This is a genomic window from Kitasatospora sp. NPDC008115, assembly GCF_042957205.1.
In the GTDB taxonomy this organism is placed as follows: Bacteria; Actinomycetota; Actinomycetes; order Streptomycetales; family Streptomycetaceae; genus Kitasatospora.
The window spans coordinates 1-23,039 of the sequence record NZ_JBIBHU010000033.1; the positions used below are offsets into that span (position 1 = coordinate 1).

Below are 23,039 nucleotides of genomic sequence, written 5' to 3' on the forward strand. Positions count from 1 at the left end.
GATCCGGCCGACCCTGGAGTCCTTCCGGGACGCCGGCCTGGCCACCGCCTGACCCCGGGCCCCCCCCCCCCCCCCGCCCCCCCCCCCCCCCCCCCCCCCCCCCCCCCCCCCCCCCCCCCCCCCGCCCCCCCCCGCCCCCCCCCCCCCCCCCCCCCGCCGTCCTCCGCCCGGACACCCGGTCGGCGGCCGGCGGCCCGTAGAGTCGGTCGGCGGCGCACGGCGGACCGTCGCGCGCCGCGGACGGACCATCGTGGACACGTGGACAAGGGCGAGGGCGGACACATGACACTCCTGACGGCGCTTCAAGGCGGCTCCGGCGACTGCGGCGACGCACTGCGGATCTCCGACGGCCCCGGGCTCTCCCGCGAGGCGCTGCTCGGCGCGGCCACCGCCGTCGCCGACCGGGTGGCCGGCGCCCCCGCCCTGGCGGTGCTCGCCCGGTCCACCGCCGAGACCGTGGCCGCCGTCGTCGGCGGGCTGCTCGCCGGGGTGCCGGTGGTGCCGCTGCCGCCCGACTCCGGGCCCAAGGAGCGCGCGCACATCCTGCGCGACTCGGGCGCCGCCCTGCTCGCCCACGCCGCCGCCGACACCCCGCCGCAGGACGCCGGGATCGCCGGCCTCCCCGTCGACCTGCGCGAGCGCTCCGCCACCACCCACGCCGAGCCGGACCCGGCGGCGACCGCCTTCGTGCTCTACACCTCCGGCACCACCGGCGCGCCCAAGGGGGCGATGATCGGCCGCTCCGCCGTCGCCGCCGACCTCGATGCGCTCGCCGACGCCTGGCAGTGGACCGCCGAGGACACCCTGGTGCACGGCCTGCCGCTGTTCCACGTGCACGGACTGGTGCTCGGCGTGCTCGGCGCGCTGCGCACCGGCAGCCGGCTGGTGCACACCGGACGGCCCAGCCCCGCCGGGTACGCGGCGGCCGGCGGCAGCCTCTACTTCGGCGTGCCGACCGTCTGGTCCCGGCTGGCCGGCGACCCGGAGGCGGCCGCCCGGCTCTCCTCGGCCCGGCTGCTGGTCTCCGGCAGCGCCCCGTTGCCCGTCCCGGTGTTCGAACGGCTCGCCGAGCTGACCGGCCACGCCCCGATCGAGCGCTACGGCATGACGGAGTCGCTGATCACCGTCTCCACCCGGGCCGACGGCGAGCGCCGTCCCGGCAGCGTCGGCCTGCCGGTGGCCGGGGTGCGCACCCGGCTGGTCGGCGAGGACGGCGCACCCCTCCCGCACGACGGCGAGAGCGTCGGCGAGCTCCAGGTGGCCGGCCCCACCCTGTTCGGCGGCTACCTCAACCGGCCGGACGCCGATGCCGAGGCCTGGACCGCCGACGGCTGGTTCCGCACCGGGGACGTCGCGGTGATCGGCCCGGACGGCTTCCACCGGATCGTCGGGCGCGCCTCCGTCGACCTGATCAAGAGCGGCGGCTACCGGATCGGCGCCGGCGAGGTGGAGGCGGCGCTGCGCGACCACCCGGCGGTGGCCGACGCCGCCGTGGTCGGCGCGCCGGACGAGGACCTCGGCCAGGCGATCGTGGCGTACGTCGTTCCGGACGGTTCCGTGACGGGTGAACAGCTGACGGCCTTCGTGGCCGAGCGGCTCTCGGTGCACAAGCGACCCCGGCGGGTGGTGCTGGTGCCCGAACTGCCCAGGAACGCCCTGGGAAAGGTGCTGAAGAAGCAGCTGCTGGCGGACGCGGCACTCGGGTGACGGGCGGTCATCCGGCGCCGGGTCGGGTGACGGTCGCTCACCTTCCGTGAGCCTTCCTTTGGCGCACTCCACTGCGCGCCGTGAGCGGACGCGTGCTTAACGTGACAACCGGCGCGGCCGGGGCCCGAGGGTCCCGCGCCCCGCGTGAAGCGTTCAGCTCCCAGCGTTCGGCGCGATCGGCGCGTCCGGCGCGATCAGCGAAGGAAGACAGCAGCATGACGACCGTCAACACCGGCGCACCGGGTGCCGCCGACGACGCGACCGGGCAGCACACTGCCGCCTCCACCCCCAGGCCGACGGCGGGTGCCCGCCCTGACCGTGCGGCGCGGATCCGCCGGGGGATAGGCATGGTGGCCGTGATCGCGGCCGGCGCCGGCGTGCTCGGCCTCGGCACCGGCGCGGGGACCGCGGCGGCCGAGCCGGCGCCGGCCCACGCCGGGTGGGACGGCTCGCGGTACTGGTTCAAGGACAGCCAGGGCCACTGGCGCTGGACCTCCCACTACGACGTCTACCAGGCACGCACCGGCGGCTCCGCCACAGCCTCGGCGACGTCCACGCGGGCGGCCGGCTCGTCCGGGGGGATCACCCAGGGGTGGGACGGCTCGCGGTACTGGTTCCGCAACAGCCAGGGCCAGTGGCGCTGGACCTCGCACTACGACGTCTACCTCGCGCGCACCGGCCAGTCGGGCTCGGGCTCCTCGTCGGCGGACGCCGCCCCCTCGTCCTCCGCCCCGGCGGCGGACGGCGACGTCGAGACGGCGGTGCAGTTCGCGCTCGCACAGCTGGGCAAGCCGTTCCGGACGGCCGGCAACGGGCCGGACGGCTACGACTGCTCGGGCCTGGTCCAGCAGTCCTTCCGGCGCGGCGGCATCTCCCTGCCGCGGGTCGCCAACGACCAGTACGCGGCCACCACACCGGTGACGGCCGGGCAGCTGCGCCGCGGCGACCTGCTGTTCTGGTCGGACGACCGCACCGCCCGGGGCATCCACCACGTGGCGGTCTACCTGGGGAACAACCAGTACGTGGAGGCCGCCCGGCCCGGCACCTTGATCCGGATCTCGCGGATCAGCAGCGGCTACTACCCGACCCACATGGGCCGGCCCTAGCCGGTGACGCACGGCGTTCGCACCGGTGCCCGGGCCGACGCGGTCCGGGCACCGGCGGGTGGGGCCCTGCGTGCAATGGGGCGCGGGAAGTGGGCCGGGGGCGCGCGGGAATCGGCCGGACTCCGGTGCCCCCGGCGGCGCACGCCGGTGTGCCAGGGGTTGTACAGGTATCGTCGCAGGCCCTCTGACCTGGGCACATGCCCCTGTCAAACGGAACGGGGAACCGCCAGGAGCGGGGAGCACGTGGAGGTATGGGGACCGGCGCGGCGGGGGTACCACCTCGGGTGGCGCCGGCACGACTGACGGGGGCGCCGCCCGGTGCGAACGGCGCCGGGGGAGGTCGAGAACATGGGGGCGTGAGTGATCGTCTGGGTCAATGGCACATTCGGGGCGGGCAAGACGACCGCCTGCCGCGAGCTGGTGGAACTGCTGCCCGGCAGCATGCTGTTCGATCCCGAGCTGGTCGGCTTCGGGCTGCGCGCGATGCTGCCCGCCGACCGGATGGCGGCGGTGTCGGACTTCCAGGACCTGCCGGCCTGGCGCCGGCTCGTCCCCGAGACGGCGGTGGCGCTGCTCGGCGAGGTACCGGGGCCGCTGGTGGTCCCGATGACGCTGCTGCGGGAGGACTACCGCGACGAGATCTTCGGGTCGCTGGCCTCGAACGGCATCGCCGTGCACCACCTCGTCCTGGACCCTGAAGAAACGATCCTGCGCGAGCGCATCGCCCGACGCGAGGAGGTCCCGGACGACCCCGAGCGCAGCGAACGGATCCGCCAGTGGTGCCTGGAACACCTTCCGCGCTACCGCGCCGCCCGCCGCTGGCTGCGCCGCGACGCCCGGCTCGTCGACACCTCCGGCCTCACCCCGCGCGAGACCGCCGCCCGGCTCGCCCGGCTGGTGGAGGACGGCTCCGCCCGCTGCCCCATCGTGCAGAGCCCCGACCCGACCGGGGACACCGTGGCCGCCGCCGTCCTGCTCTTCGACGAGCAGGACCGGGTGCTCCTCGTCGACCCGGTCTACAAACCGGACTGGGAGTTCCCGGGCGGCGTCGTCGAACGCGGCGAGGCACCCACCGACGCCGCGCTGCGGGAGACCGCCGAGGAACTCGGCCTGCGCCTCGACCCGCGGGCGCTGCGCCTGCTCGCCGTCGACTGGGAGCCGCGCACCGGCCCGCGCCGCGGCGGGCTGCGCCTGGTCTACGACGGCGGGCTGCTGGACGCCACCGCCCGGCAGGGGCTGCTGCTCCAGCAGGAGGAGCTGCGCGGCTGGCGGTTCGTCAGCCTGGAGGAGGCCTCCGGGCTGCTGCCCCCGGGCCGCTACCGGCGGCTGGCGGCGGCGCTGGACGCCCGCCGCTGCGGGGAGCTGCGCTACCTGGAGGCCGGGCGCCGGGCCGGCCTGGGACTGGCCAGGGCCGCCGACGCGGCGTGAGCCCGGGCGGTGTGCGGGCGGGGGGGCGTGCGCCTTGGTGGCGCGCCCCCGTGCCGCGGCGGGCGCGGAGCCGGACGGGGGAGACGGGCGCGCCCGGGCGGCGGCAGGATGAAGGCATGCCGTTCACCCTGAGCCACCCCGCCGCCGTGCTCCCCCTGCTGCGCGCGGCGGGGGAGCGCGGCCCGCTGGTCGCATCGGCACTGGTCGCCGGCTCGCTGGCGCCCGACCTGCCGTTCTTCGCCGAGTCGCTGCTGCCCGGGGTGTACCGGCACGGCGCGGCGACCCACCGCTGGTGGGCGGTGCCGACGCTGGACGTGGCGCTCGCGGCCGGCCTGGTCGCGGGCTGGCACGGGCTGGTGCGCGGACCGCTGGTCGCGCTGCTCCCCGGCCGGTGGGCGGGCGCCGCCGAGGCGCTGACGGCCCCCCGGCCCGGGCGGGGGCGGCCGTCGGGCGCGGACCTCGGGTGGTTCGCGCTCTCGGCGGCGATCGGTTCGGCGAGCCACGTCGGCTGGGACGGCTTCACCCATGCGGGGAGGTTCGGGTCCCGGCTGGTGCCCGCGCTGGAGCGGCCGGTGGCGGGCGGCCCGCCGCTGTACGAGGTGCTGCAGTACGGGACCTCCGCGCCGGCGCTGGCCGCCGTGGCGGCGTACGCGGTGCGGGCGGCCCGGGCGGTGGAGCCGGTGCGCCCGGCCGTCGAACCGTCCCGCCGGGCGCGGCGGACGGGCGCGGCCGTGCTGGCGGCGGCCACCACGGCGGGGGTGGTGCACCGGCTCGTGCCGCTGCGGTGCGGGCCGCTCGCGGAGCTGTGCTTCGGGGCTGGCGCCGGTCTCGCGGCCGGCGCGGCCGGCTGGGCGCTGGCCCGGGCGGCCGTGGCCGGGGGCGCGCGGGTGGCGGGGCGGGCCGCGAGGGTAGCGGGGCGGGCCGCGAGGGTAGCGGGGCGGGCCGCGCCGTCGTGAGGGACGGCGCGGCCCGGCGCCGGTGCCGGAGCGTCAGACGGTGCGCAGTTCGGCGTAGCGGCGCAGGAACAGCGCCTCGGTGAGGGCCATCCGCTCCAGCTCCAGCGGGTCGACGCTCTCGTTGACGGCGTGGATCTGGGTGGTCGGGTCCTCGACGCCGATCAGGATGATCTCGGCCTGCGGGTAGAGGGTGCGCAGCGTGTTGCAGAGCGGGATCGAGCCGCCCTCGCCGGAGGCCACCATCGGGGTGCCGAAGGCCTCCTGCATCGCCGCGCCCATCGCCTCGTAGGCCGGGCCGGAGGTGTCGGCGCTGAACGCGGCGCCGTTGCCCTGCCGCTCCACGGTGACCCGCGCGCCGAACGGCACCTGGGCCTCCAGGTGGGCGACCAGCGCCTCCTGGGCGGCCGAGGTGTCCATGCCCGGCGGCACCCGCAGGCTGACCGAGGCCTTGGCGGAGGCCTGCACCGAGGAGGTCGCGCCGATCACCGGCGGGGCGTCGATGCCGAGCACGGTCACCGAGGGGCGGGCCCAGAGCCGGTCGGCGACCGTGCCGGTGCCGGTGAGCGCGACGCCGTCCAGCACCTTGGCGTCGGCGCGGAACTGCTCGTCGGGGTACTGCACGCCGCTCCAGCGCTGGTCGGTGGCCAGGCCGGCCACCGCGACGTCGCCGTTCTCGTCGTGCAGCGAGGCGAGCGCCTTGACCAGGGCCTGGAGGGCGTCCGGGGCGGCGCCGCCGAAGGCGCCGGAGTGCAGGTTGCCGGCCAGCGTGCGGACCGAGACGTCCACCACGGTCATGCCGCGCAGCGAGGCGGTGACGGTGGGCAGGCCGGGGGCGAAGTTGCCGGTGTCGCCGATCACGATGGCGTCGGCGGTGAGCAGTTCGGGGTGGGCCTCGGCGTAGCGCTCCAGGCCGCCGGTGCCCTGCTCCTCCGAGCCCTCGACGATGACCTTCAGCCCGACCGGGTAGCCGCCGTCCACCTGGCGCAGCGCCCGAAGGGCCGTCAGGTGCATCAGGATGTTGCCCTTGCAGTCGGCGGCGCCGCGCCCGTACCAGCGGCCGTCGCGCTCGGTGAGCTCGAAGGCGGGGCTCTGCCAGGCGTCCTCGTCGAGCGGCGGCTGGACGTCGTAGTGCGAGTAGAGCAGCACGGTCGGGGCGCCGGCCGGGGCGGGCAGCTCGCCGTACACGGACTGCGTGCCGTCGGGGGTGTCCAGCAGCCGGATGTTCGTCAGGCCCTCGGCGGCGAAGGCGTCGGCGACCCAGCGGGCGGCCTTCTCGCACTCCTCGACCGGGAACTGGCGCGGGTCGGCGACCGAGGGGAAGGCGACCAGGTCGGCGAGGTCGGCGCGGGCGCGGTCCATGAGGGACCGGACGGCGTCGGCCAGGGGCAGCTGCGGCATCGGGGGCTCCGGGGAGGGCTGGTCCGTCCGAGGGGGTGGTGCGGGCGAACGGCATTGACGGTGGGTGGAACCGATCATAGGACGAGTCGGGCCGCGGTCCCCGGGGGAGCGGCCGAGGGCGCCCCCACCAGCCCGGGTCCGGCCCGCCCGACCCGGTGATTCGGTCGCGCGTTCGGGGCGGTGCGGCCGACGGCGGCGCGGGCGGCGGCATAGGATTGCTGCCCGTGACTGACTCCGGAAGCCCCGATTCCCACAGCCCGCTCGACGCCGAGGCCGACGGGCCGGACCGGCCGGACCCGCTGGACGGCGTCTGGGACGTCGTCGTGGTCGGCGCCGGACCGGCCGGCTCCTCCGCCGCGCACGCCGCGGCCGTGCAGGGCCGGCGCGTGCTGCTGCTCGACAAGGCCGAGCACCCCCGGTACAAGACCTGCGGCGGCGGCATCATCGGCCCCTCCCGGGACAGCCTGCCGCCGGACTTCAGACTGCCGCTGCAGGACCGGGTGCACGCCGTCACCTTCGCCTACCGCGGCCGGTTCACCCGCACCAGGCGCTCCAAGCGGATGCTGTTCGGCCTGGTCAACCGGGACGAGTTCGACCTGCGCCTGGTCCAGGCGGCCAAGCAGGCCGGGGCGGTGCTGGTCACCGGAGTGACCGTCACCGGGGTCGAGCAGCGCGGCGGCGAGCACCGGACGGCGCTGGTCACCGCCTCCGACGGGCGCGTCTTCGAGGCCCGCGCGGTGGTCGGCGCGGACGGCAGCGCGAGCCGGATCGGCCGGCACGTCGGCGTCTCCTTCGACCAGATCGACCTCGGCCTGGAGGCGGAGATCCCCGTCCCCGCGGACGTCGCCGCCGACTGGGCGGGCCGCATCCACCTCGACTGGGGCCCGCTGCCCGGCAGTTACGGCTGGGTGTTCCCGAAGACCGAGTCCAGCAGCCTGACCGTCGGGGTGATCTCGGCGCGCGGCGACGGCGAGCGGACCAAGCAGTACCTGGCCGACTACATCCGCCGCCTCGGCCTGTCGGGCTTCCCGCCGAGCGTGGAGTCCGGGCACCTGACCCGCTGCCGCGCCGAGGACTCGCCGCTCTCGCGCGGCCGGGTCCTGGTGGCCGGCGACGCGGCCGGCCTGCTGGAGCCGTGGACCCGCGAGGGCATCTCCTACGCGCTGCGCTCGGGCCGGCTGGCCGGCGAGTGGGCGGTCAAGGTCGCCGAGGCGGGTACGGCGGCGGAGGTCCGGCGCGAGGCGCTGAACTACGCCTTCGCCGTCAAGGCGGGCCTGGGCGTGGAGATGCGGGCCGGCAAGCAGATGCTGGAGGCGTTCGAGCGCCGCCCGTACCTGTTCCACGCGGCGGTCTGCCTGGTCGACCCGGCCTGGCGGGCCTTCGCCCGGACCACCCAGGGCCACCTCACCTTCGCCCAGGTGCTGCGCCAGTACCGCTCGGCCCGCCGCCTCGCCGCCCTCGCCTCGCGCTGAACCGGCCGTCGGGCGGCCCGCCTCACCACCGGGCCGCCCGGCCGGGGGTCAGTTCCCCGGGGGCAGGGAATCCGGCGGCAGGATCCGGCGGACGATGCTCCGCACATGCTCCGGCGCCTCGTCCAACTGCCGTGCGGCGGCGTTGAGCGCGGACCGGTGACGGTGCAGCTCCTCGCGGAGTTCGCTGTTCCGCTGCCGGGCGTCCGTGAGGAGGCTGCGAAGTTCGGCGGCCTCCTCGCGAGCCGCCAGGAGCTGCTGCCGCAAGAGGACCACGGCCGGGTCGGGATCATCGGCGGTGGTGTACTGGTGGACCGTGAGGTTCACGGTTCCGTGGAACACGCCTCCGGAGATGACGCTGCCGGTGTGGCCCGAGGCCGTGGTGCCGTCGTCGGCCGGCGCCTCCTCCTCGGTCCCGGCCTCCTCGGGGTCCTGGCGCGGCGGCGTGGGGTGCTCGGCGGCCGCCCGGTAGAGCGCCCGTGCCTGCCGCAGCCGCGCCTCGCGCAGGGGCGGTTCGTCGGTGGTGGCCTCGATGACGCCCACGACGAAGGGCCAGTCGTTCTCGAGGTTGTCCCCGCCCAGCCTGCGGGCGACGGTCGAGGGGCTGTGCGGGAGGCCGGACCGCTCCATCTCGGCCTGCAACTGCCGGATGCTGAGCCCGCGTTCGTTGACCATCATGCGCAGGAGGAGGGCGAGTTCGGTGCTCTCGGCCGAGGACCCCTGCACGGGAGTGTTCCACTGCCGCCCGGGACGACGGGTCTCCTCCGCCATGATGCTGTCCTCCGTCATCTGGAACGTACCGGGTTGTCCCGCAACAGGTCGTGCTGTCGCGTGGGACACCCGTTTTCGTGGCGCCCGTCAGACCGTGCGCGTATGGTAGGGAGCTGAGCACCACGAACCCGCCCCGAGGGTCCAATCTGCAGGGCGGGCCGTGTTCACCTCACCGCTTGAGGGGGTCGCCGCCGTCAGAACCGGTGTCGATCCCCTTGAAGCGTGCGTAGAGCTTCACGAGTTCGACCGCGATCCTGACGGTGGTTCTGCCTCCCGGAGAGCTCAGCCACGTTCCTGTGGCCGAGCCGGCCCCGTAGAGGCGTCGTCCCAACGAACGGGTCCTGCCACGCCGGCCGCCCAGCGGCAACGAGCGCTTCTCCACATCCCCTCCCCAGGTCGGACCTCCGTGCGGAGGTCGTGAACCGGTTCCCTGACCGGTCCTGGGCCAGGGTGAAGGGGTCCTGCGGAACCAGCGTACCGCGTTCTGTCCTACCTGTCTCGTGGTTGTCCCGAGACATGACGAGACATCAAGATCGTTGCACGGTGGGGGAGTACACGAGAAGGGGCCGGTCCACAGGACCGGCCCCTTCCGCTTGCCGTGGTGCTACTTGAGGCCGCCGTCGAGCGCGTTGATCAGGGTGCCGCCCGGTGTGTCACCGGTCATGTCCCAGATCATCGCGCCGAGCAGGCCCTTCGACTTCAGCCAGGCGGTCTTCTTGCCGATCGACCAGGCGTCGTCGAAGGTCCACCACTGTCCGCCCGCTCCGGTGTAGCCGTAGGTCGCCACCGACTGCTCGTCGTGGTAGACGGAGAGGTTGGGGAAGGTGGTGATCAGGTTGTTGTACCCGCGGGTGCCGGCCTCCTCGGCGAACTGGCCGGGGGCTGCGCCGGTCGCGCTCTGCCACTCGCCCTTGGCCCCGCCGTCCGCGACGCCCTGCCAGCCGCGGCCGTAGAAGGCCAGGCCGATGGTGAGCTTGCGCGGGTTGACCCCGGCGTCGAGGTAGGGCTTGACGGCCCCTTCGACGCTGAAGTGCGTGGTGTACGGGTCCTGGGTGTCGACGTACAGGTTGCCCTGGTGGCCGGTGCGGTTGGGCTCCCACGAGTTGTCGCTGCCGGCGCCGTGGAAGTCGTAGCCCTGGATGTTGGCGATGTCCAGGTAGTTGAAGATCTTCGAGAGGTCCCAGCCCTGGTTGATCTTGACCGGGTCGGCCGGGGTGAAGGCGGTCAGCAGCTTGTGCGAGCCGCCGAGCGCGTCCAGCTGCTTGCGGAACTCGGCGAGCAGCGCGGTCAGGTTGTCCTTGTCGTTGGGGCTGTAGTGGTTGCCGGCGTGGCCGTCGGGCGAGCCGGGCCACTCCCAGTCGATGTCGATGCCGTCGAAGATGCCGGCCGCGACGCCGTCGCCGCCCGCGCCGTTGTAGACCGGCAGGTTGCCCTTGATCCAGATGTCGATGCAGGACTTGACGAACTTCTGCCGGGACGCGTCGGTGGCCGCCGCGTCGGAGAAGTACTTGGAGAAGGTCCAGCCGCCGAGCGAGGCGACGATCTTCAGGTGCGGGTACTTGGCCTTGAGCTTCTTCAGCTGGTTGAAGTTGCCGCGCAGCTTGCCCCAGCCGTCGTCGGCCACGCCGTCGACCGACTGGGCGGCGCTCATCGGGCGGGCGTAGTCGGCGTCGGCGTCACCCGCGCCGGTGCCCTGGTCGGGGTCCTGCGGGTTGGAGGTGGTGCCCCGGGTGACGCCCGTCATGCAGGTGAGGTTGACCGGGTCGATGTTCTCGAACGCGTAGTTGATGACGTCGAGCTTGGCCGCACTGCCCGAGGTGTCGAGGTTCTTCACGAAGTACTGGCGTCCGTAGATGCCCCACTGGGTGAAGTAGCCGACCCGGGCGTACTTGCCGGTGCCGACCAGGTCGGAGGTGGTGACCTTCAGCGCGGCGGAGGCGGGCGAGGCGTTGTCGGCGCCGTCGCGGGCCTTGACCGTGAAGGTGTACGAGGTGGACGGGGAGAGGCTGGAGACGGTGGCGCTCAGCGTGGAGCCGGTCACCGTCCTGACCAGCGTGCCGTCCTGGTAGACGTCGTACGCGGCGACCTTCAGGTTGTCGGTGGCGGCGTTCCAGGCGAGCGTCACGTCGCTCGAACCCACCGCGGTGGTCCGCAGGTTGGTGGGCGCGGTGGGCGGCGTCGGGTCGGTCGCCGGGTCGAAGGTGGAGGCGGTGACCGGCGCGCTGGCCGGGCCGAGGTTGCCGCGGCCGTCCTTGGCCCGGACGGTCAGGGTGTAGCTGGTCGCCGGGGTGAGGCCGGTGACCACCGCGTCGGTGGTGGTGCTGGTGGCGACCACGGCGGTGCCGTTGAGCACCTCGTAGGACGCCACCGGGAAGTCGCCGCCGGTGGCCGCCGGCCAGCGCAGCGCCAGGGTGTGGGCGGTCGTGTCGGTCACCGTCGGGGTGCCGGGGGCGGACGGCAGGACGTCCGAACTGCCGTCGCACTTGTCACCGTTGATCCGGCAGCCGGTCGGCGCGCCGATCGGCCCGTTGGCGACGAACCAGAAGCTGTACGGCTCGGTGGTCCGGCCCGCCGGGACGTTGGCGTTGTAGAACGCGGCGACGGCGGTGACGTGGCGGCCGTTGACCGTCGCGGTGCCGTTGTAGCTGTTCTGGATGGTCACGCCGGCCGGGAGGTCGAACTCCAGCGTCCAGCCGTTGACGGCGGTGGTGTTGTCGTTCTTGACGATGTAGGTGCCCTTCCACCAGGAACCGCTGTTCTCACTGGTGAAGGCGGCGGTGAGCTTTCCGGCCGCGCTGGCGGGGGTGGCCAGGGCGGTGATCGCGGCGAGTGGGAGGAGCAGGACGGAGAGCAGCGCGAGCAGCCGGTGGCGCAGCAGCCTGTGGCGCGTTCGGCGCGCGCGGGTTCGAACGGACATGGTTCTCCCTGCGACTGTGGGGGTTGGACAGGGTGGCGCAGAACCGTACGAGTGGTGCCGGGAGCGTTCGAAGTGCCCGCGCCGTGGGGAGACGGGGGCATGGGCACTGTAGGAGGTACAGACCAATGCGTCAACAGGTCTGTACCACTGGCCAGTTGGCGGGAAGTCGGCGGAGCCCTCGCCGGCTGCGGCGCTCGCCTTCGCCGACTGCCGCGGGGGCCTTCGTCAGCCGCGGCGCGGACCGCCGGCGAGCTCGTCGCCCAGCGGGCTGCGGCGGTACAGCACCGAACGGCCGTGCCGCGCCCGGGTCACCAGGCCGGTCTCGTGCAGCACCGCCAGATGCTGGCTGACCGCGCCCGGCGTGACGTCCAGCCGGTAGGCGAGGTCGGTGGTCGAAGCCGGCTCGGCCAGCAGCGTCAGCAGCCGGGCCTTCGGCGCGCCGAGCAGCCGCTCCAGCGCGCGCGGGGTCGCCGCCGGGCGCGGCACCGCCATCCCCGCCTGCCCGCGCGCCGGGTAACTGATCTGCGGGGCGCGGTCGTTGCTGATCATCGTGATGGCGCCGCGGGCGAAGAAGGTCGGCACCAGGACCAGCCCCCGCCCGTCCACCGTGATCTCGCCGTCCCACTCCGTCCAGCGGCGGTCGATCGACAGCACGCCGTCCGACCAGCGCAGCCGGTGGTCGAGGTCGGCGAACAGCGCCGCCGCGCCCTGCTGGGCCAGCACCCGCGACCGGTAGACCAGGTCCGCCTCCAGCACCGCCCGCGCCCGCGGCCACCACGCGGGCGCCAGGCAGCACTCCCAGTACTCCTCCAGCGCGTCGGCGATCCGCTCCAGCAGCCGGGCCGGATCGGCCAGCCCCGCCTCCAGCACCGCGGGCAGCGGCTGCCGGTGCGGCAGGAACGCCTGCTCCAGCTCCGGGCGCACCTGCTCCGGCGGCAACGCCCGGACGGCGGCCAGCTCGGCGCGGAAGTCCGGCCACGGGACGGCCGGACGGGGCGTCAGGAAGTCCGGGATCCAGCCCCTGGGGGTGACCAGGGCGAGCAGCAGCGAGGAGTCCAACTCCTCGAAGGAGGGCCGCAGGCGCGCGAAGGCGGGGGACTGCAGGGCGTAGACGCCCGGGTGGGTCCACATCCGCAGGCTGAGCGCGGCCTCCTGGATCGGCGAGCAGGCGAACCAGGTGGTGGCGAGGTCGGCCAGGTCGAGCTTGAACCTGTGCACGCCCGCTCCCCCCAAGATTTTAGGTAGAGCCTAAATCAGTACTGCCGGGCGGCGGTGCCGGGGTGGGATCGTGGGCATGACCACCTCACCGGCGGCGAACACCGCACCGAGTCCCGTGCCGCCCGCGTCCAGGGCCTCCCGGCTGCTGCACCCCGACCCGACGGTGCGCCGGCTCGCCCGGATCACCCTGCTCAACACCGTCGGCAGCGGCCTCTCGCTCTCCGTCGGGGTGCTCTTCTTCACCCGCCACCTCGGCCTGAGCGCGGCGCAGCTCGGCCTCGCGCTCACCGCCGCCGGGCTCTGCGGCGTCGTCGCGAGCGTCCCCGCCGGACGGGCCGCCGACCGCTGGGGGACCAGGCCGATCCTGGTGACGCTGGTCGCGCTCACCGGCCTCGGCACCGCCGGCTACACGGCGGTCGACGGCTATCCGGTGTTCGTGGCGCTCGCCTGCGTGGTCGCCGCCGCCGACCGGGGCGCGGCCGCCGTGCGCAACGCCCTCTACGCCGAGGTGCTGCCCGCCGACAAGCGGGTGGCCGGCCGGGCCTACCTGCGGGTGGTGACCAACGTCGGGCTCTGCCTCGGCACGGGCGTCGGCGCGATCGCGCTCCAGATCGACGCACGCCCCGGCTACCTGGCGGCGATCCTGGCGGACGCGGCCTCGTACCTGGTGGTCGCGGTGATGTTCCTCCGGCTGCCGGTACCGGGGAAGGGCGCTGCCGCGACCCGCGGGGCGAGGGAGGCACGTGAGGTGAGGGAGGTGCGCGGGGCCGGAGCCGTCGGCGGGCCGCAGCGGCGGCCGGGCCGCGAGCGCAACCCCGCGCTGCGGGACGGGCCGTTCCTGCTGGTGACCGTGCTCAGCTCGGTGCTCGCCCTGCAGTTCGCGGTGCTGGAGGTCGGCATACCGCTGTGGATCGTCCAGCAGACCGACGCGCCCCGGATCACCGTGGCCGCCACCCTGGTCGTCAACACCGTGCTGGTCATCGCCTTCCAGGTCCGCGCCACCCGCGGCATCGAGCACCCGTCCGCCGCCGCACGGGCCTGCGGCCGGGCCGGCCTGATCCTGGCCGCCTCCTGCCTGGTGATCGCCCTCGCCCACGGCGCCCGCACCGAACTCGCCGCCGTGGTGGTCCTCGCCGGCGTCGCGCTCCAGGCGGTCGGCGAGGTCCTGGGCCAGGCCGGCACCTGGGCACTCAGCTACGACCTGGCCGGCGAGCAGGCCCACGGCGCCTACCAGGGCGTCTTCAACGCGGGCAGCGCCGCCGCCCTGATGATCGGCCCGGCCGTCGTGTCGACCGCCGTCATCGGCCACGGCCTGATCGGCTGGGCCGCCCTCGGCGCGCTCTTCGCCGCCGCGGGCCTCGCGATGGGCCCCGCCGTCCGCTGGGCGGCGCGGCGGGGCCCGGCGGCGCGGGCCTGAGCGGACTACTCCGCAACCACCGCGAAGGCCTCGACCTCCAGCAGCACCTCCGGCAGGAACAGCGCCGCGACCTGCACCGCCGAGGAGGCCGGCAACGGCAGGTCGCCGAGCGCCTCGTTCCTGGCCTCGCGGATAACGGGCAGGTCCCCGATGTCGGTGACGAAGTACGTCAGCTTGACGACGTGCGAGAAGTCCGCCCCCGCCGCCGCCAGACAGCGCCGCAGGTTCTCGAACACCTGCCGCGCCTGCGCCTTCGGATCCCCCACCCCGACCAGCCGCCGCTCCTCGTCGAACGCCACCTGCCCCGACACCGCCACCAGCCGCCCGCTCCCCATGACGACCTGCGTGTACCCCGTCCCCGGAGCGACCCCGGGCGGCTCGGCGATGTGGGTGAGGGGGGCGGTATTGCGCTGCGATTCCATGGTCATACGACCATCGTGGCCGACGGCCGATCACCGCACCACGCCTTTATGGCCGGTAGGCCGGTGCCGTACTCATGGTCACGGGGGAAACCCGCCAGGAGGAGACGCCGTGAGCACGCGCCACGCCGAGATCGTCGAAGGAGTCGTCACACTGAGGTCGCCGTCGTGGGCGCACGAGAGCGCCACCGAGGTCATCCGCCGGCAGCTGACTCCCCGACTGGAGGAGTTGGCGCTGGTGTCCGGCTCCGGCAACCTCGATCTGCCCGGGTCGGAGAACCGGTACGTCCCCGACCTCGCCGTCGTGCCGGCCGACCTGGCAGCAAAGACGGAGGGCGCGCTGCTCCCGGACCAGACGCTACTGGTGATGGAGGTCAGCTCACCGTCGAACGCGGAGACCGACCGGACGGTCAAGCGGCGCCGCTACGGCCAGTACGGGGCGCCGCTCCACCTCCTGGTCGACCGCCAGGCCCGCACCTGCACGCTGTTCAGCGAGCCCGGGCGGCTCGGGTACGCCGTCGAGGACGGGCCGCATCCGTTCGGGACGGCGGTCAGGCTGCCGGAGCCGTTCGCCCTCGCCCTCGACACCTCGCGGCTCTGAAACCACCCCGGCTCGTCCAAGGGGGCTGGTCGGCGGGAGGGCGGGCATGTCAGAGTCGTCCGGGCGCCCGCGGCTCACCGGTGGCGGTCGTCCGTTCCGACCCACCCTCAGCCGGAAAGCAGGACCGCACCGATGACCAGCGAAGCGCCCCTCGTCCGCGTCGCCACCGAGGACGCCGTCACCACCCTGACGCTCGACTCGCCGCACAACCGCAACGCGCTCTCCACCCGGCTGATGGCCGAGCTGACGGCCGGCCTCGCCGCGGCGGCGGCCGACCCGGAGGTGCGCGCGGTGGTGCTGACCCACGCGGGCAAGGTGTTCTGCGCCGGGGCGGACCTCTCGGAGGCGACCGGCGCCGACCCGACCGTCGGACCGCGCGGACTCGTCGACCTCCAGCGGGCGATCGTCGACTGCGCCAAGCCCGTGATCGCCGTGATCGACGGCCACGTCCGCGCCGGCGGGCTCGGGCTGGTCGGCGCCGCCGACCTAGCGCTCGCCGGGCCGGCCGCCACCTTCGCGTTCACCGAGGTCCGGCTCGGGCTCGCCCCCGCCGTCATCTCGCTGCCGCTGCGCCCCAAGCTCGACCCGCGCGCCGCCTCCCGCTACTACCTCACCGGCGAGGTCTTCGACGCCGCCGAGGCCGCCCGGATCGGCCTGGTCACGCAGGCCGTCGACGCGCCGGAGGCGGCCGAGGTCGCGCTCAAGGGCCTGCTGGACGCCCTGCGGCTGGGCTCGCCGCAGGGCCTCGCGCAGTCCAAGCGGCTCGCCAACGCCGAGGTGGTGCGTTCCTTCGAGCGGGACGCCGACGAACTGGTGGAGCTGTCGGCGCGGCTGTTCGGCTCGGAGGAGGCGCAGGAGGGCATGCGCTCGTTCCTGGAGAAGCGACCGGCGCGCTGGGTGCGCTGACGCGCCGGTCGAGGGGGCGTCAGCTGATGGCCGCGGTCTCGCGCCACAGGTCGAGCAGCGAGGCGTCCCCCGTGGCGGTCACCCGTCCGGTGCCGCCCGGGAGGCGGTTCCAGAGCAGCAGGTAGAGGTCGCGGGCCGGGCCGGTGAGCGTCAGGTCGGCCGGCCCCTCGGCGCGCTCGACGGCGAGCGGCTCCGGCCCGATGGTCAGCAGCCAACGGCCGGGGCCGTCGCTCGCGCTGACCTGCATCGTCCTCGTCCGCTCGCTGCGGACCCTGGAGCGGCCGAGCGACAGGAAGCCGGCCAGCAGTTCGTCCAGGCCGTCCTGGGCGAACTCCGGATCGGTGTGCGGCCCCTCGACGCCGGCCGCCGCGTCGGCGTCGGCGCGGTGCACGGCCGTCTCGTGCGCCTGGCGGCGGGTCCAGAACGCGAGCGGGCTCGTCGCGGGGATGAAGGTCCAGCAGTCCAGGTCGGCCGGGGCGGCGGCGAGCGTGTCGACCAGGGTGGCGTGGCCGGCGCGGAACCACGCGACCAGATCGGCGTCGTCCGGCTGCTCACCCCAGACGGCCTGGTGGCGCTCGGCATCCAGCGGGGCCGGCAGCCGGTCCCGGACGATGGCGGTCGCCCAGCGGTGCACCCGGCCGGTGTGCAGCACGAGGTCGCGCAGCCGCCACTCCGGGCAGGTCGGGACGGGGGCGGTGAGGTCGGTGCGGTCGGCGGCGTCCGCGAGCAGGGTGCCCTCGCGGCGCAGCGCGTCGAGGTGCGCGGTGATCTCCATGATCGCAATTCTGGCAGAAGTAGCGGTTTCCGGACGTGGATCGGCCGGAGTGACCGGTGGAACGCCCGGGCGTGTGACCTTGGCCGCCTCTCCGCCGGGCGGGCCCTACGGGCCGGTAACGTGAGCGCATGTCGATCACGCGTTCCCTGGTCAGCGCCGCCCGGACGGGCGGCCGGCGAGCCGCGGGCAGGCTCGTCCACCGGGGCTGGCAGTGGGTGCAGCGCACCGGCGCGGTCTCCAGCGAGAACCCCGGCCCGTACCGGTTCCGCGAGCTGGGCGCGGGAACGAAGCTGACCTTCCCGCTCGGCGCGGTCTTCAACGAGCAGTGGATCACCATCGGCCCGTTCTCGATCATCGGCGAGCGGGTGACCATCAGCGCGGGCTTCCTGCCCGGACTCGACCTCGGCCCCGACCCGATCGTGCGGATCGGCGGCGGCTGCGTGATCGGCCGCGACAGCCACATCGTCGGCCACCAGTCGATCGTGCTCGGCGACGACGTGTGGACCGGCCCCGGCGTCTACATATCCGACCAGGCCCACGAGTACCGGGCCACCGACCTGCCGATCGGCAAGCAGTGGCCGCGCAACGAGCCGGTGGAGATCGGCTCCGGCAGCTGGATCGGCACCGGCGCGGTGATCCTGCCCGGCGCCCGGCTGGGCCGCAACGTGGTCGTCGCGGCCGGCTCGGTGGTGCGGGGCGAGATCCCGGACCACACGGTGGTCGCGGGTGCCCCGGCGAAGGCGGTCCGCCGCTGGACGCCGGAGGAGGGCTGGCAGCCGCCCTTCCGCACCGAGGCACCGCAGCCGTTGCCGGGCGACGTGACGGCCGCGCAGCTGCGGGCGCTGGCGGGCTGGGACCTGCGGCTGCCGGGCGAGCCGGAGGCCTGAGCGGGAAGCCGCCGGCCCTCCGCGGAGGCCGGGGCGGGAGCGGCCGGGGCGGGAGGGGCCGGGTTGCACACCGCCCGCGAGGGCACCACCCCCGTCGGCGGCGCGGGCGACGTCGAGGTGACCGCCACCGGGACGGTGCGGCGATGCCGGTGGCCCGGGCCCCGGGCGTGGTGGTCCTGCCCGGCGCCCGGCCGGGCTGTCGCGGTCGTCGGGGCCGGCTCGGTGCCTGGTGGCGCGGGGTGAGGTGGCGGACCAGGGCTTCGGCGGAGTCGGTTCACCGCTGGAGGCCGAGGCGGTTCGGCGGCCACCGTTCCGCATCGACGCGCCGAGGCCGCCGCTGGTCGGCGCAGTTTGGTTCGGTGCGCGTGGTGCCCGGACTGCGGGCGGAGGGTCCCGGTCGAACCGGAGGCATCGCGGCCGTGCGTGCGAGGCGTCGTGCCGGGGCCGGTTCGACGGAGGCCGAGGCGAACGGCCCGTGGCTGCCGGCGGCGCAGGAAGTCGGCGGGGCCGACTTCCTACGCCTCGATGTGCTGGGGCGTCAGCTGCGGAAGGTGATGACGGCGGTGACGCCGGCGGGGTGCAGTTCGTGGGTGGCCGGGGTGGTGAGGAGGGCAGCGTCGTAACGGGTGAGGAGGGTGCCGTCGAGGGTGGCGGTGCCGGAGAGGCAGACCAGCAGCACGGTGGCGTCGACCGGGACCGGGACCGGCCCGGGCTGCTCGGCGAGGAGGAGGTCGGCGGTCGCGTGGCCGCGGCGGGTCATCACGTTGAAGTCGACGAGCGGCCCGCCGAGCAGCCGGCAGTCGGTGGCCGCGTCACCGGGGAAGGCGAACGGGCGGAACGGGGTGTCGACGACGTGCTCGGTGCCGTCGACGGTGAGCGCCATGCCCGGGCCCTCGATCAGGGTGATCACCCGCTCGACGCCCGGGAACGCGGAGAACGGCCCGGCCGCGGCGACGTCGGCGAGGCTGACCCGCCACCGGAAGTCGTCCAGCCCGGCGCCCTCGGGGAACCCGGTGACCTCGCGGGTCACCCCACCCCCGTTGCGCCAGGCCGTGGCCGGCCGCTCGGCGGCGCGCAGGAACCGGACCGGGGCGGTGCTGTTCGTCATGGCGCGATCCTCGCACGGGGTGGGGCGGGGGTCAGCGGCGGCGGGCGGTCAGGGGGAGGACGGCGGCGGTGGCCGCGGCGGCGGCGACGGTGGTGAGGGCGAGCGGCAGGCTGGTCGCGTCGGCGAGGAAGCCGATCACCGGTGGGCCGATCAGCATGCCCGCGTAGCCGAGCGTGGAGGCGAGGGCGACGCCCTGCGGGCCGCCGGTGGCGCCGGCCCGGGCGATGGCGAGCGGGAAGATGTTGGCCAGCCCCAGCCCGACCAGGACGAGCCCGGCCAGGGCCAGCAGCACCAGCGGCGCGAGCGCCGCCAGCAGCATGCCGCCCGCCGCGGTGAGGCCGCCGAGGGCCATCACCCGGTGCTGGCCGAGGCGCATCGACAGCCAGGTGCCGCCGATCCGGCCGGTGGTCATGGCGAGCGCGTAGGCGGCGTAGCCGGCGGCGGCCACCCGGGCGCCGGCGTGGACGTCGTCGGTGAGGTGCAGGGTGGCCCAGTCGGCGATGGCGCCCTCGCCGTACGCGGTGCAGAGCGCCGTGAGGCCGAGCAGGAGGACGAGCAGTCGGCCGCCGGAGGGGGCGGTGCCGGCGGGGGAGGCGGCGGAGCGCGAGGCGGCGGAGCGGGTGGTGGCGACCGGCCGGGCCGCCGGGCTGCGGAGCAGCGCGACGCCCGCCGCCACCGAGACCAGCAGCCCGGCGAGTCCGGCCAGCGCGAGCCACTGGGCGGCCGTGAGGGGCCCGGCGAGCAGGCCGCCGATGCCCGCGCCGAGCAGGCCGCCGAGGCTGTACCCGGCGTGGAAACTGGGCATGACCGGGCGCTTGAGCTCGTCGACGATCTCGACGGCGGCGCTGTTCATGGCGACGTTGGCCCCGCCGTAGCCGGCGCCGAAGAGCAGCAGGACGCCGCTGAGCGCCGCGACCGAGTGGGTGTGCGCGGGCAGCGGGACGGAGAGCGCGAGCAGGCCGAGCGAGGCGGCGGTGACGGGCCGGGAGCCGTACCGCAGGCAGAGCCGGCCGACGATCGGCATGGTGGCGACGGCGCCCGCGGAGACGCAGAGCAGGGCGAGGCCGAGGGCGCTGTGCGAGGCGTTGACCTGGCTGCGGATGTCCGGGATGCGGACGACCCAGGCGGCGAAGAGCAGGCCGTCGACGGCGAAGAAGGCGGTGAGGGCGAGGCGGGCGGTGCCCCAAGAGGCAAGGGAGCGCGCGGAGGGGGTGGGGGATTCGGCGGGGGTGCTGCAAGACTGGGGGGACGGCCGGTGGGGCAGGGCGTGGGCGCGGATTTTGTTTCGGGGCGGCACAAAGTAACAATAGGTCCGTGCAGCTCTCACCTTCAAGCCCGAAGCCCGGGACCGGGACCGACCACGACGCGCAGCGCGACGCCCACCGCCGCGCGGCCCCCGACCGGGGGCGGACGCTGCTCGGCCCCGCGCTGCAGTTGATCCACACCGGCCAGGCCCCGACCCGCTCGGCGCTCACCCGGGCGCTCGACGTCACCCGCGCCACCGCCGGCGCGGTCACCGCCGAACTGGAGGCCCTCGGCCTCATCACGGTCGACTCCCGCCCGGCCGGCGGCGGCCGAGGCCGCCCCTCGCACCGGCTCGCCATCGACCCGGCGGGCCCGGTGGTGGTCGCCGGGCAGATCCACGCCGACGGCCTGAGCGTCACCCTGGCCGGCCTCGGCGGACTGCTCGACCCGCCGGTCCACCTGCCGCTGCCCGCCGCCACCGACCCGGTGCGGATGCTGCGCGCCGTCGCCCAGGCGGGCGCCGAACTCGCCCGGGAGACCGAGCGGCGCTGCCTCGGCGCGGCGCTCGCCCTGCCCAACCCGGTCACCGAGCCGGACGGCGCCGCGCTCGCCGCGCTGCACTTCGCCTGGCCCAGCGGCACGCCGGTCGCCGACCTGTACGACGTGGAGGTGGGGCGCGCCGACCACGGTCCGCGCGCGTTCGACCCGCTGCCCACCGCGATCGCCAACGACGCCAACCTGGCGGCCCTCGCCGAGTACCGGCACGGCGCCGGGCGTGGCGCGCGGCACCTGCTGCTGGTCACCTCCGGCCACCGCGGCGTCGGTGGCGCGCTGGTCATCGACGGGCGGCTGCACACCGGCAGCGCCGGGCTAGCCCTGGAGGTCGGCCACCTGACCGTGGACCCGCAGGGCCGGCCCTGCGGTTGCGGCAACCGGGGCTGCCTCAACTCGGAGACCGACCCGGACGCGCTGTTCGCCGCCGCCGGGCTGACGCCGGACCCGGGCCGGCCGCTGCTCGACCAGGCCGGCGAGCTCTGCCGGGCCGCCGCCACGGACGAGCGGGCCCGGGCGGCCGTGGAGCACGTGATCGACCGGCTCGGGCTCGGCCTGGCCGGGGTCGCCAACATCCTCAACCCGGACCGGGTGGTGCTCAGCGGGCTGCACCTGGACCTGCTGGAGGCCGCGCCGGACCGGCTGCGCGCCGTCGTCGCCGAACGCAGCCTGTGGGGGCGCAGCGGCCGGGTGCCGATCGTCGGCGCCGAACTGAAGCACAGCGCGCTGGCCGGGGCGGCCGAACTGGGCTGGCTGCCGTACCTGGCGGACCCGCAGTCGGTGACCTCCGGGTAGGCGGGGGTGGGGCCGGGGTGGGGCCGGGGTAGGGAGCGGGGGGCGGGCGGGAAGATAAGCGGAGCCTGGAGCTTCGGATAATGTTACTTATCGTGACACTCGTACACTCGTTGTGAGCAATCGGAGGGGGGCTTCCAGGGAACTCGCACGAGGAGAGTGGCACATGGGGATCGACCCGACGGCCGACGTGGACCGTACCGACCCGGCGTACCGGAGCTGGCTCAAGGAGGCGGTCCGCAAGGTCCAGGCGGACGCCAACCGCTCGGCCGACACCCACCTGCTGCGCTTCCCGCTCCCGGCAGAGTGGGGGATCGACCTCTACCTCAAGGACGAGTCCACCCACCCGACCGGCTCCCTCAAGCACCGGCTGGCGCGTTCGCTGTTCCTGTACGGGCTCTGCAACGGCTGGATCCGCCCCGGCGAGCCGGTGATCGAGGCGTCCAGCGGGTCCACGGCCGTCTCCGAGGCGTACTTCGCGCAGCTCGTCGGGGTGCCGTTCATCGCGGTGATGGCCAAGTCCACCAGCCAGGCCAAGATCGACCTGATCGAGTTCCACGGCGGCGAGTGCCACCTGGTCGACCGGCCGGACGAGGTGTACGAGGCCTCGGCCCGGCTCGCCGAGGAGACCGGCGGCCACTACATGGACCAGTTCACCTACGCCGAGCGGGCCACCGACTGGCGTGGCAACAACAACATCGCCGAGTCGGTCTTCGCCCAGCTGCGCCTGGAGCCGCATCCCGAGCCGGCCTGGATCGTGGCCACCGCCGGCACCGGCGGCACCTCGGCGACCATCGCCCGGTACGTCCACTACATGCAGTACGACACCCGGATCTGCGTCGCCGACCCGGAGAACTCCTGTTTCTTCGACGGCTGGGTGCACGACGACCCGGACGCGGTGTGCGACCGCGGCTCGCGGATCGAGGGGATCGGGCGGCCCCGGATGGAGCCGAGCTTCGTGCCTGGCGCGATCGACCGGATGATGAAGGTGCCGGACGCGGCCTCGGTCGCCGCGGTGCGGATGCTGGACCGGGTGCTCGGGCGGAAGGCGGGGGCGTCCACCGGGACCGGGCTGTGGAGCGCGCTGCGGATCGTCGCGCAGATGCGGGCGGCGGGGGAGCGCGGCAGTGTGGTCACCCTGATCTGCGACCCGGGCGACCGCTACCTCGACAAGTACTACTCGGACGACTGGCTGGCGGGCGAGCGGATCGACATCGCGCCCCATCTGGCGGGCCTGGAGTCCTTCCTCGCCGGTGGTGACTGGACAGGCTGACGGGGCGTGCCGTTGCGCGGGGTCAGGATGCGGTGAGCGGGTGCTCGGTGAGGAGCCGTCCGCCAGAAGTCGTAGCGGCGCCAGGAGTTCCATG

The 23,039-nt window shown here is 74.9% G+C and carries 19 protein-coding genes; 11 read left to right on the forward strand and 8 right to left on the reverse strand.

Annotation, left to right across the window (positions count from 1 at the left end):
- Positions 1-282: 282 nt before the first annotated feature.
- From ACFZBX_RS31735 to ACFZBX_RS31750, 4 genes are all read left to right on the forward strand, one after another.
- A complete protein-coding gene (locus ACFZBX_RS31735; RefSeq protein ID WP_391537251.1) occupies positions 283-1,707 on the forward strand; it encodes an acyl-CoA synthetase in 1,425 nt (474 codons plus the stop codon).
- A 215-nt stretch (positions 1,708-1,922) separates the two neighbouring features.
- Complete coding sequence (locus ACFZBX_RS31740; RefSeq protein WP_391537252.1) at positions 1,923-2,813, forward strand: C40 family peptidase; 891 nt, start codon at positions 1,923-1,925, stop codon at positions 2,811-2,813.
- Positions 2,814-3,173: 360 nt separating this feature from the next.
- The gene (locus ACFZBX_RS31745; protein WP_391537253.1) at positions 3,174-4,241 is read left to right on the forward strand and encodes an NUDIX domain-containing protein; all 1,068 of its coding nucleotides are present in this window, start codon (positions 3,174-3,176) and stop codon (positions 4,239-4,241) included.
- 116 nt (positions 4,242-4,357) lie between these two features.
- Positions 4,358-5,197 carry a DUF4184 family protein gene (locus ACFZBX_RS31750; protein WP_391537254.1) on the forward strand — a complete coding sequence of 280 codons (840 nt, stop codon included), beginning with the start codon at positions 4,358-4,360 and terminating at the stop codon, positions 5,195-5,197.
- 33 nt (positions 5,198-5,230) lie between these two features.
- Here the strand turns inward: ACFZBX_RS31750 and ACFZBX_RS31755 are convergent, their stop codons facing one another.
- A complete protein-coding gene (locus ACFZBX_RS31755) occupies positions 5,231-6,595 on the reverse strand; it encodes a dipeptidase (protein WP_391537255.1) in 1,365 nt (454 codons plus the stop codon).
- Between the two features lie 224 nt (positions 6,596-6,819).
- Here ACFZBX_RS31755 and ACFZBX_RS31760 point away from each other — a divergent pair, with 224 nt between their 5' ends.
- Positions 6,820-8,067, forward strand: coding sequence for a geranylgeranyl reductase family protein (locus ACFZBX_RS31760; protein ID WP_391537256.1), 1,248 nt, complete (start codon positions 6,820-6,822; stop codon positions 8,065-8,067).
- Between the two features lie 48 nt (positions 8,068-8,115).
- Here the strand turns inward: ACFZBX_RS31760 and ACFZBX_RS31765 are convergent, their stop codons facing one another.
- The 3 genes from ACFZBX_RS31765 to ACFZBX_RS31775 form a co-directional block, all read right to left on the reverse strand.
- Positions 8,116-8,853, reverse strand: a complete 738-nt coding sequence (locus ACFZBX_RS31765; protein ID WP_391537257.1) for a hypothetical protein — start codon at positions 8,851-8,853, stop codon at positions 8,116-8,118.
- Positions 8,854-9,439: 586 nt separating this feature from the next.
- Complete coding sequence (locus tag ACFZBX_RS31770) at positions 9,440-11,752, reverse strand: glycosyl hydrolase family 18 protein (protein WP_391537258.1); 2,313 nt, start codon at positions 11,750-11,752, stop codon at positions 9,440-9,442.
- A 225-nt stretch (positions 11,753-11,977) separates the two neighbouring features.
- Positions 11,978-12,970, reverse strand: a complete 993-nt coding sequence (locus tag ACFZBX_RS31775) for an ArsR family transcriptional regulator (RefSeq protein ID WP_391537259.1) — start codon at positions 12,968-12,970, stop codon at positions 11,978-11,980.
- Positions 12,971-13,046: 76 nt separating this feature from the next.
- On the opposite strand from ACFZBX_RS31775, the gene ACFZBX_RS31780 reads away from it, so the two are divergent.
- Entirely contained in the window at positions 13,047-14,387 is a 1,341-nt protein-coding gene (locus ACFZBX_RS31780) for an MFS transporter (protein ID WP_391537260.1), read from the forward strand.
- 5 nt (positions 14,388-14,392) lie between these two features.
- Here ACFZBX_RS31780 and ACFZBX_RS31785 read toward each other — a convergent pair whose 3' ends face one another.
- Positions 14,393-14,815, reverse strand: coding sequence for a RidA family protein (locus tag ACFZBX_RS31785; RefSeq protein WP_391537261.1), 423 nt, complete (start codon positions 14,813-14,815; stop codon positions 14,393-14,395).
- Positions 14,816-14,918: 103 nt separating this feature from the next.
- On the opposite strand from ACFZBX_RS31785, the gene ACFZBX_RS31790 reads away from it, so the two are divergent.
- Together ACFZBX_RS31790 and ACFZBX_RS31795 are read left to right on the forward strand one after the other, a co-directional pair.
- A complete protein-coding gene (locus ACFZBX_RS31790; protein ID WP_391537262.1) occupies positions 14,919-15,407 on the forward strand; it encodes a Uma2 family endonuclease in 489 nt (162 codons plus the stop codon).
- A gap of 132 nt (positions 15,408-15,539) precedes the next feature.
- Entirely contained in the window at positions 15,540-16,313 is a 774-nt protein-coding gene (locus ACFZBX_RS31795; RefSeq protein ID WP_391537263.1) for an enoyl-CoA hydratase family protein, read from the forward strand.
- A 19-nt stretch (positions 16,314-16,332) separates the two neighbouring features.
- Here the strand turns inward: ACFZBX_RS31795 and ACFZBX_RS31800 are convergent, their stop codons facing one another.
- Positions 16,333-17,088, reverse strand: coding sequence for a maleylpyruvate isomerase family mycothiol-dependent enzyme (locus tag ACFZBX_RS31800; RefSeq protein WP_391537264.1), 756 nt, complete (start codon positions 17,086-17,088; stop codon positions 16,333-16,335).
- Between the two features lie 128 nt (positions 17,089-17,216).
- On the opposite strand from ACFZBX_RS31800, the gene ACFZBX_RS31805 reads away from it, so the two are divergent.
- Positions 17,217-17,975: an acyltransferase gene (locus ACFZBX_RS31805; RefSeq protein ID WP_391537265.1), complete on the forward strand. Its 759-nt coding sequence runs from the start codon at positions 17,217-17,219 to the stop codon at positions 17,973-17,975.
- 538 nt (positions 17,976-18,513) lie between these two features.
- On the opposite strand, the gene ACFZBX_RS31810 is transcribed toward ACFZBX_RS31805, so the two are convergent.
- Together ACFZBX_RS31810 and ACFZBX_RS31815 are read right to left on the reverse strand one after the other, a co-directional pair.
- A complete protein-coding gene (locus ACFZBX_RS31810) occupies positions 18,514-19,083 on the reverse strand; it encodes a HutD family protein (RefSeq protein WP_391537266.1) in 570 nt (189 codons plus the stop codon).
- Between the two features lie 31 nt (positions 19,084-19,114).
- Positions 19,115-20,380 carry an MFS transporter gene (locus ACFZBX_RS31815; protein WP_391537267.1) on the reverse strand — a complete coding sequence of 422 codons (1,266 nt, stop codon included), beginning with the start codon at positions 20,378-20,380 and terminating at the stop codon, positions 19,115-19,117.
- A gap of 17 nt (positions 20,381-20,397) precedes the next feature.
- Here ACFZBX_RS31815 and ACFZBX_RS31820 point away from each other — a divergent pair, with 17 nt between their 5' ends.
- Complete coding sequence (locus ACFZBX_RS31820; protein WP_391537268.1) at positions 20,398-21,675, forward strand: ROK family protein; 1,278 nt, start codon at positions 20,398-20,400, stop codon at positions 21,673-21,675.
- A gap of 163 nt (positions 21,676-21,838) precedes the next feature.
- The gene (locus tag ACFZBX_RS31825; protein WP_391537269.1) at positions 21,839-22,945 is read left to right on the forward strand and encodes a PLP-dependent cysteine synthase family protein; all 1,107 of its coding nucleotides are present in this window, start codon (positions 21,839-21,841) and stop codon (positions 22,943-22,945) included.
- Positions 22,946-23,039: the final 94 nt, after the last annotated feature.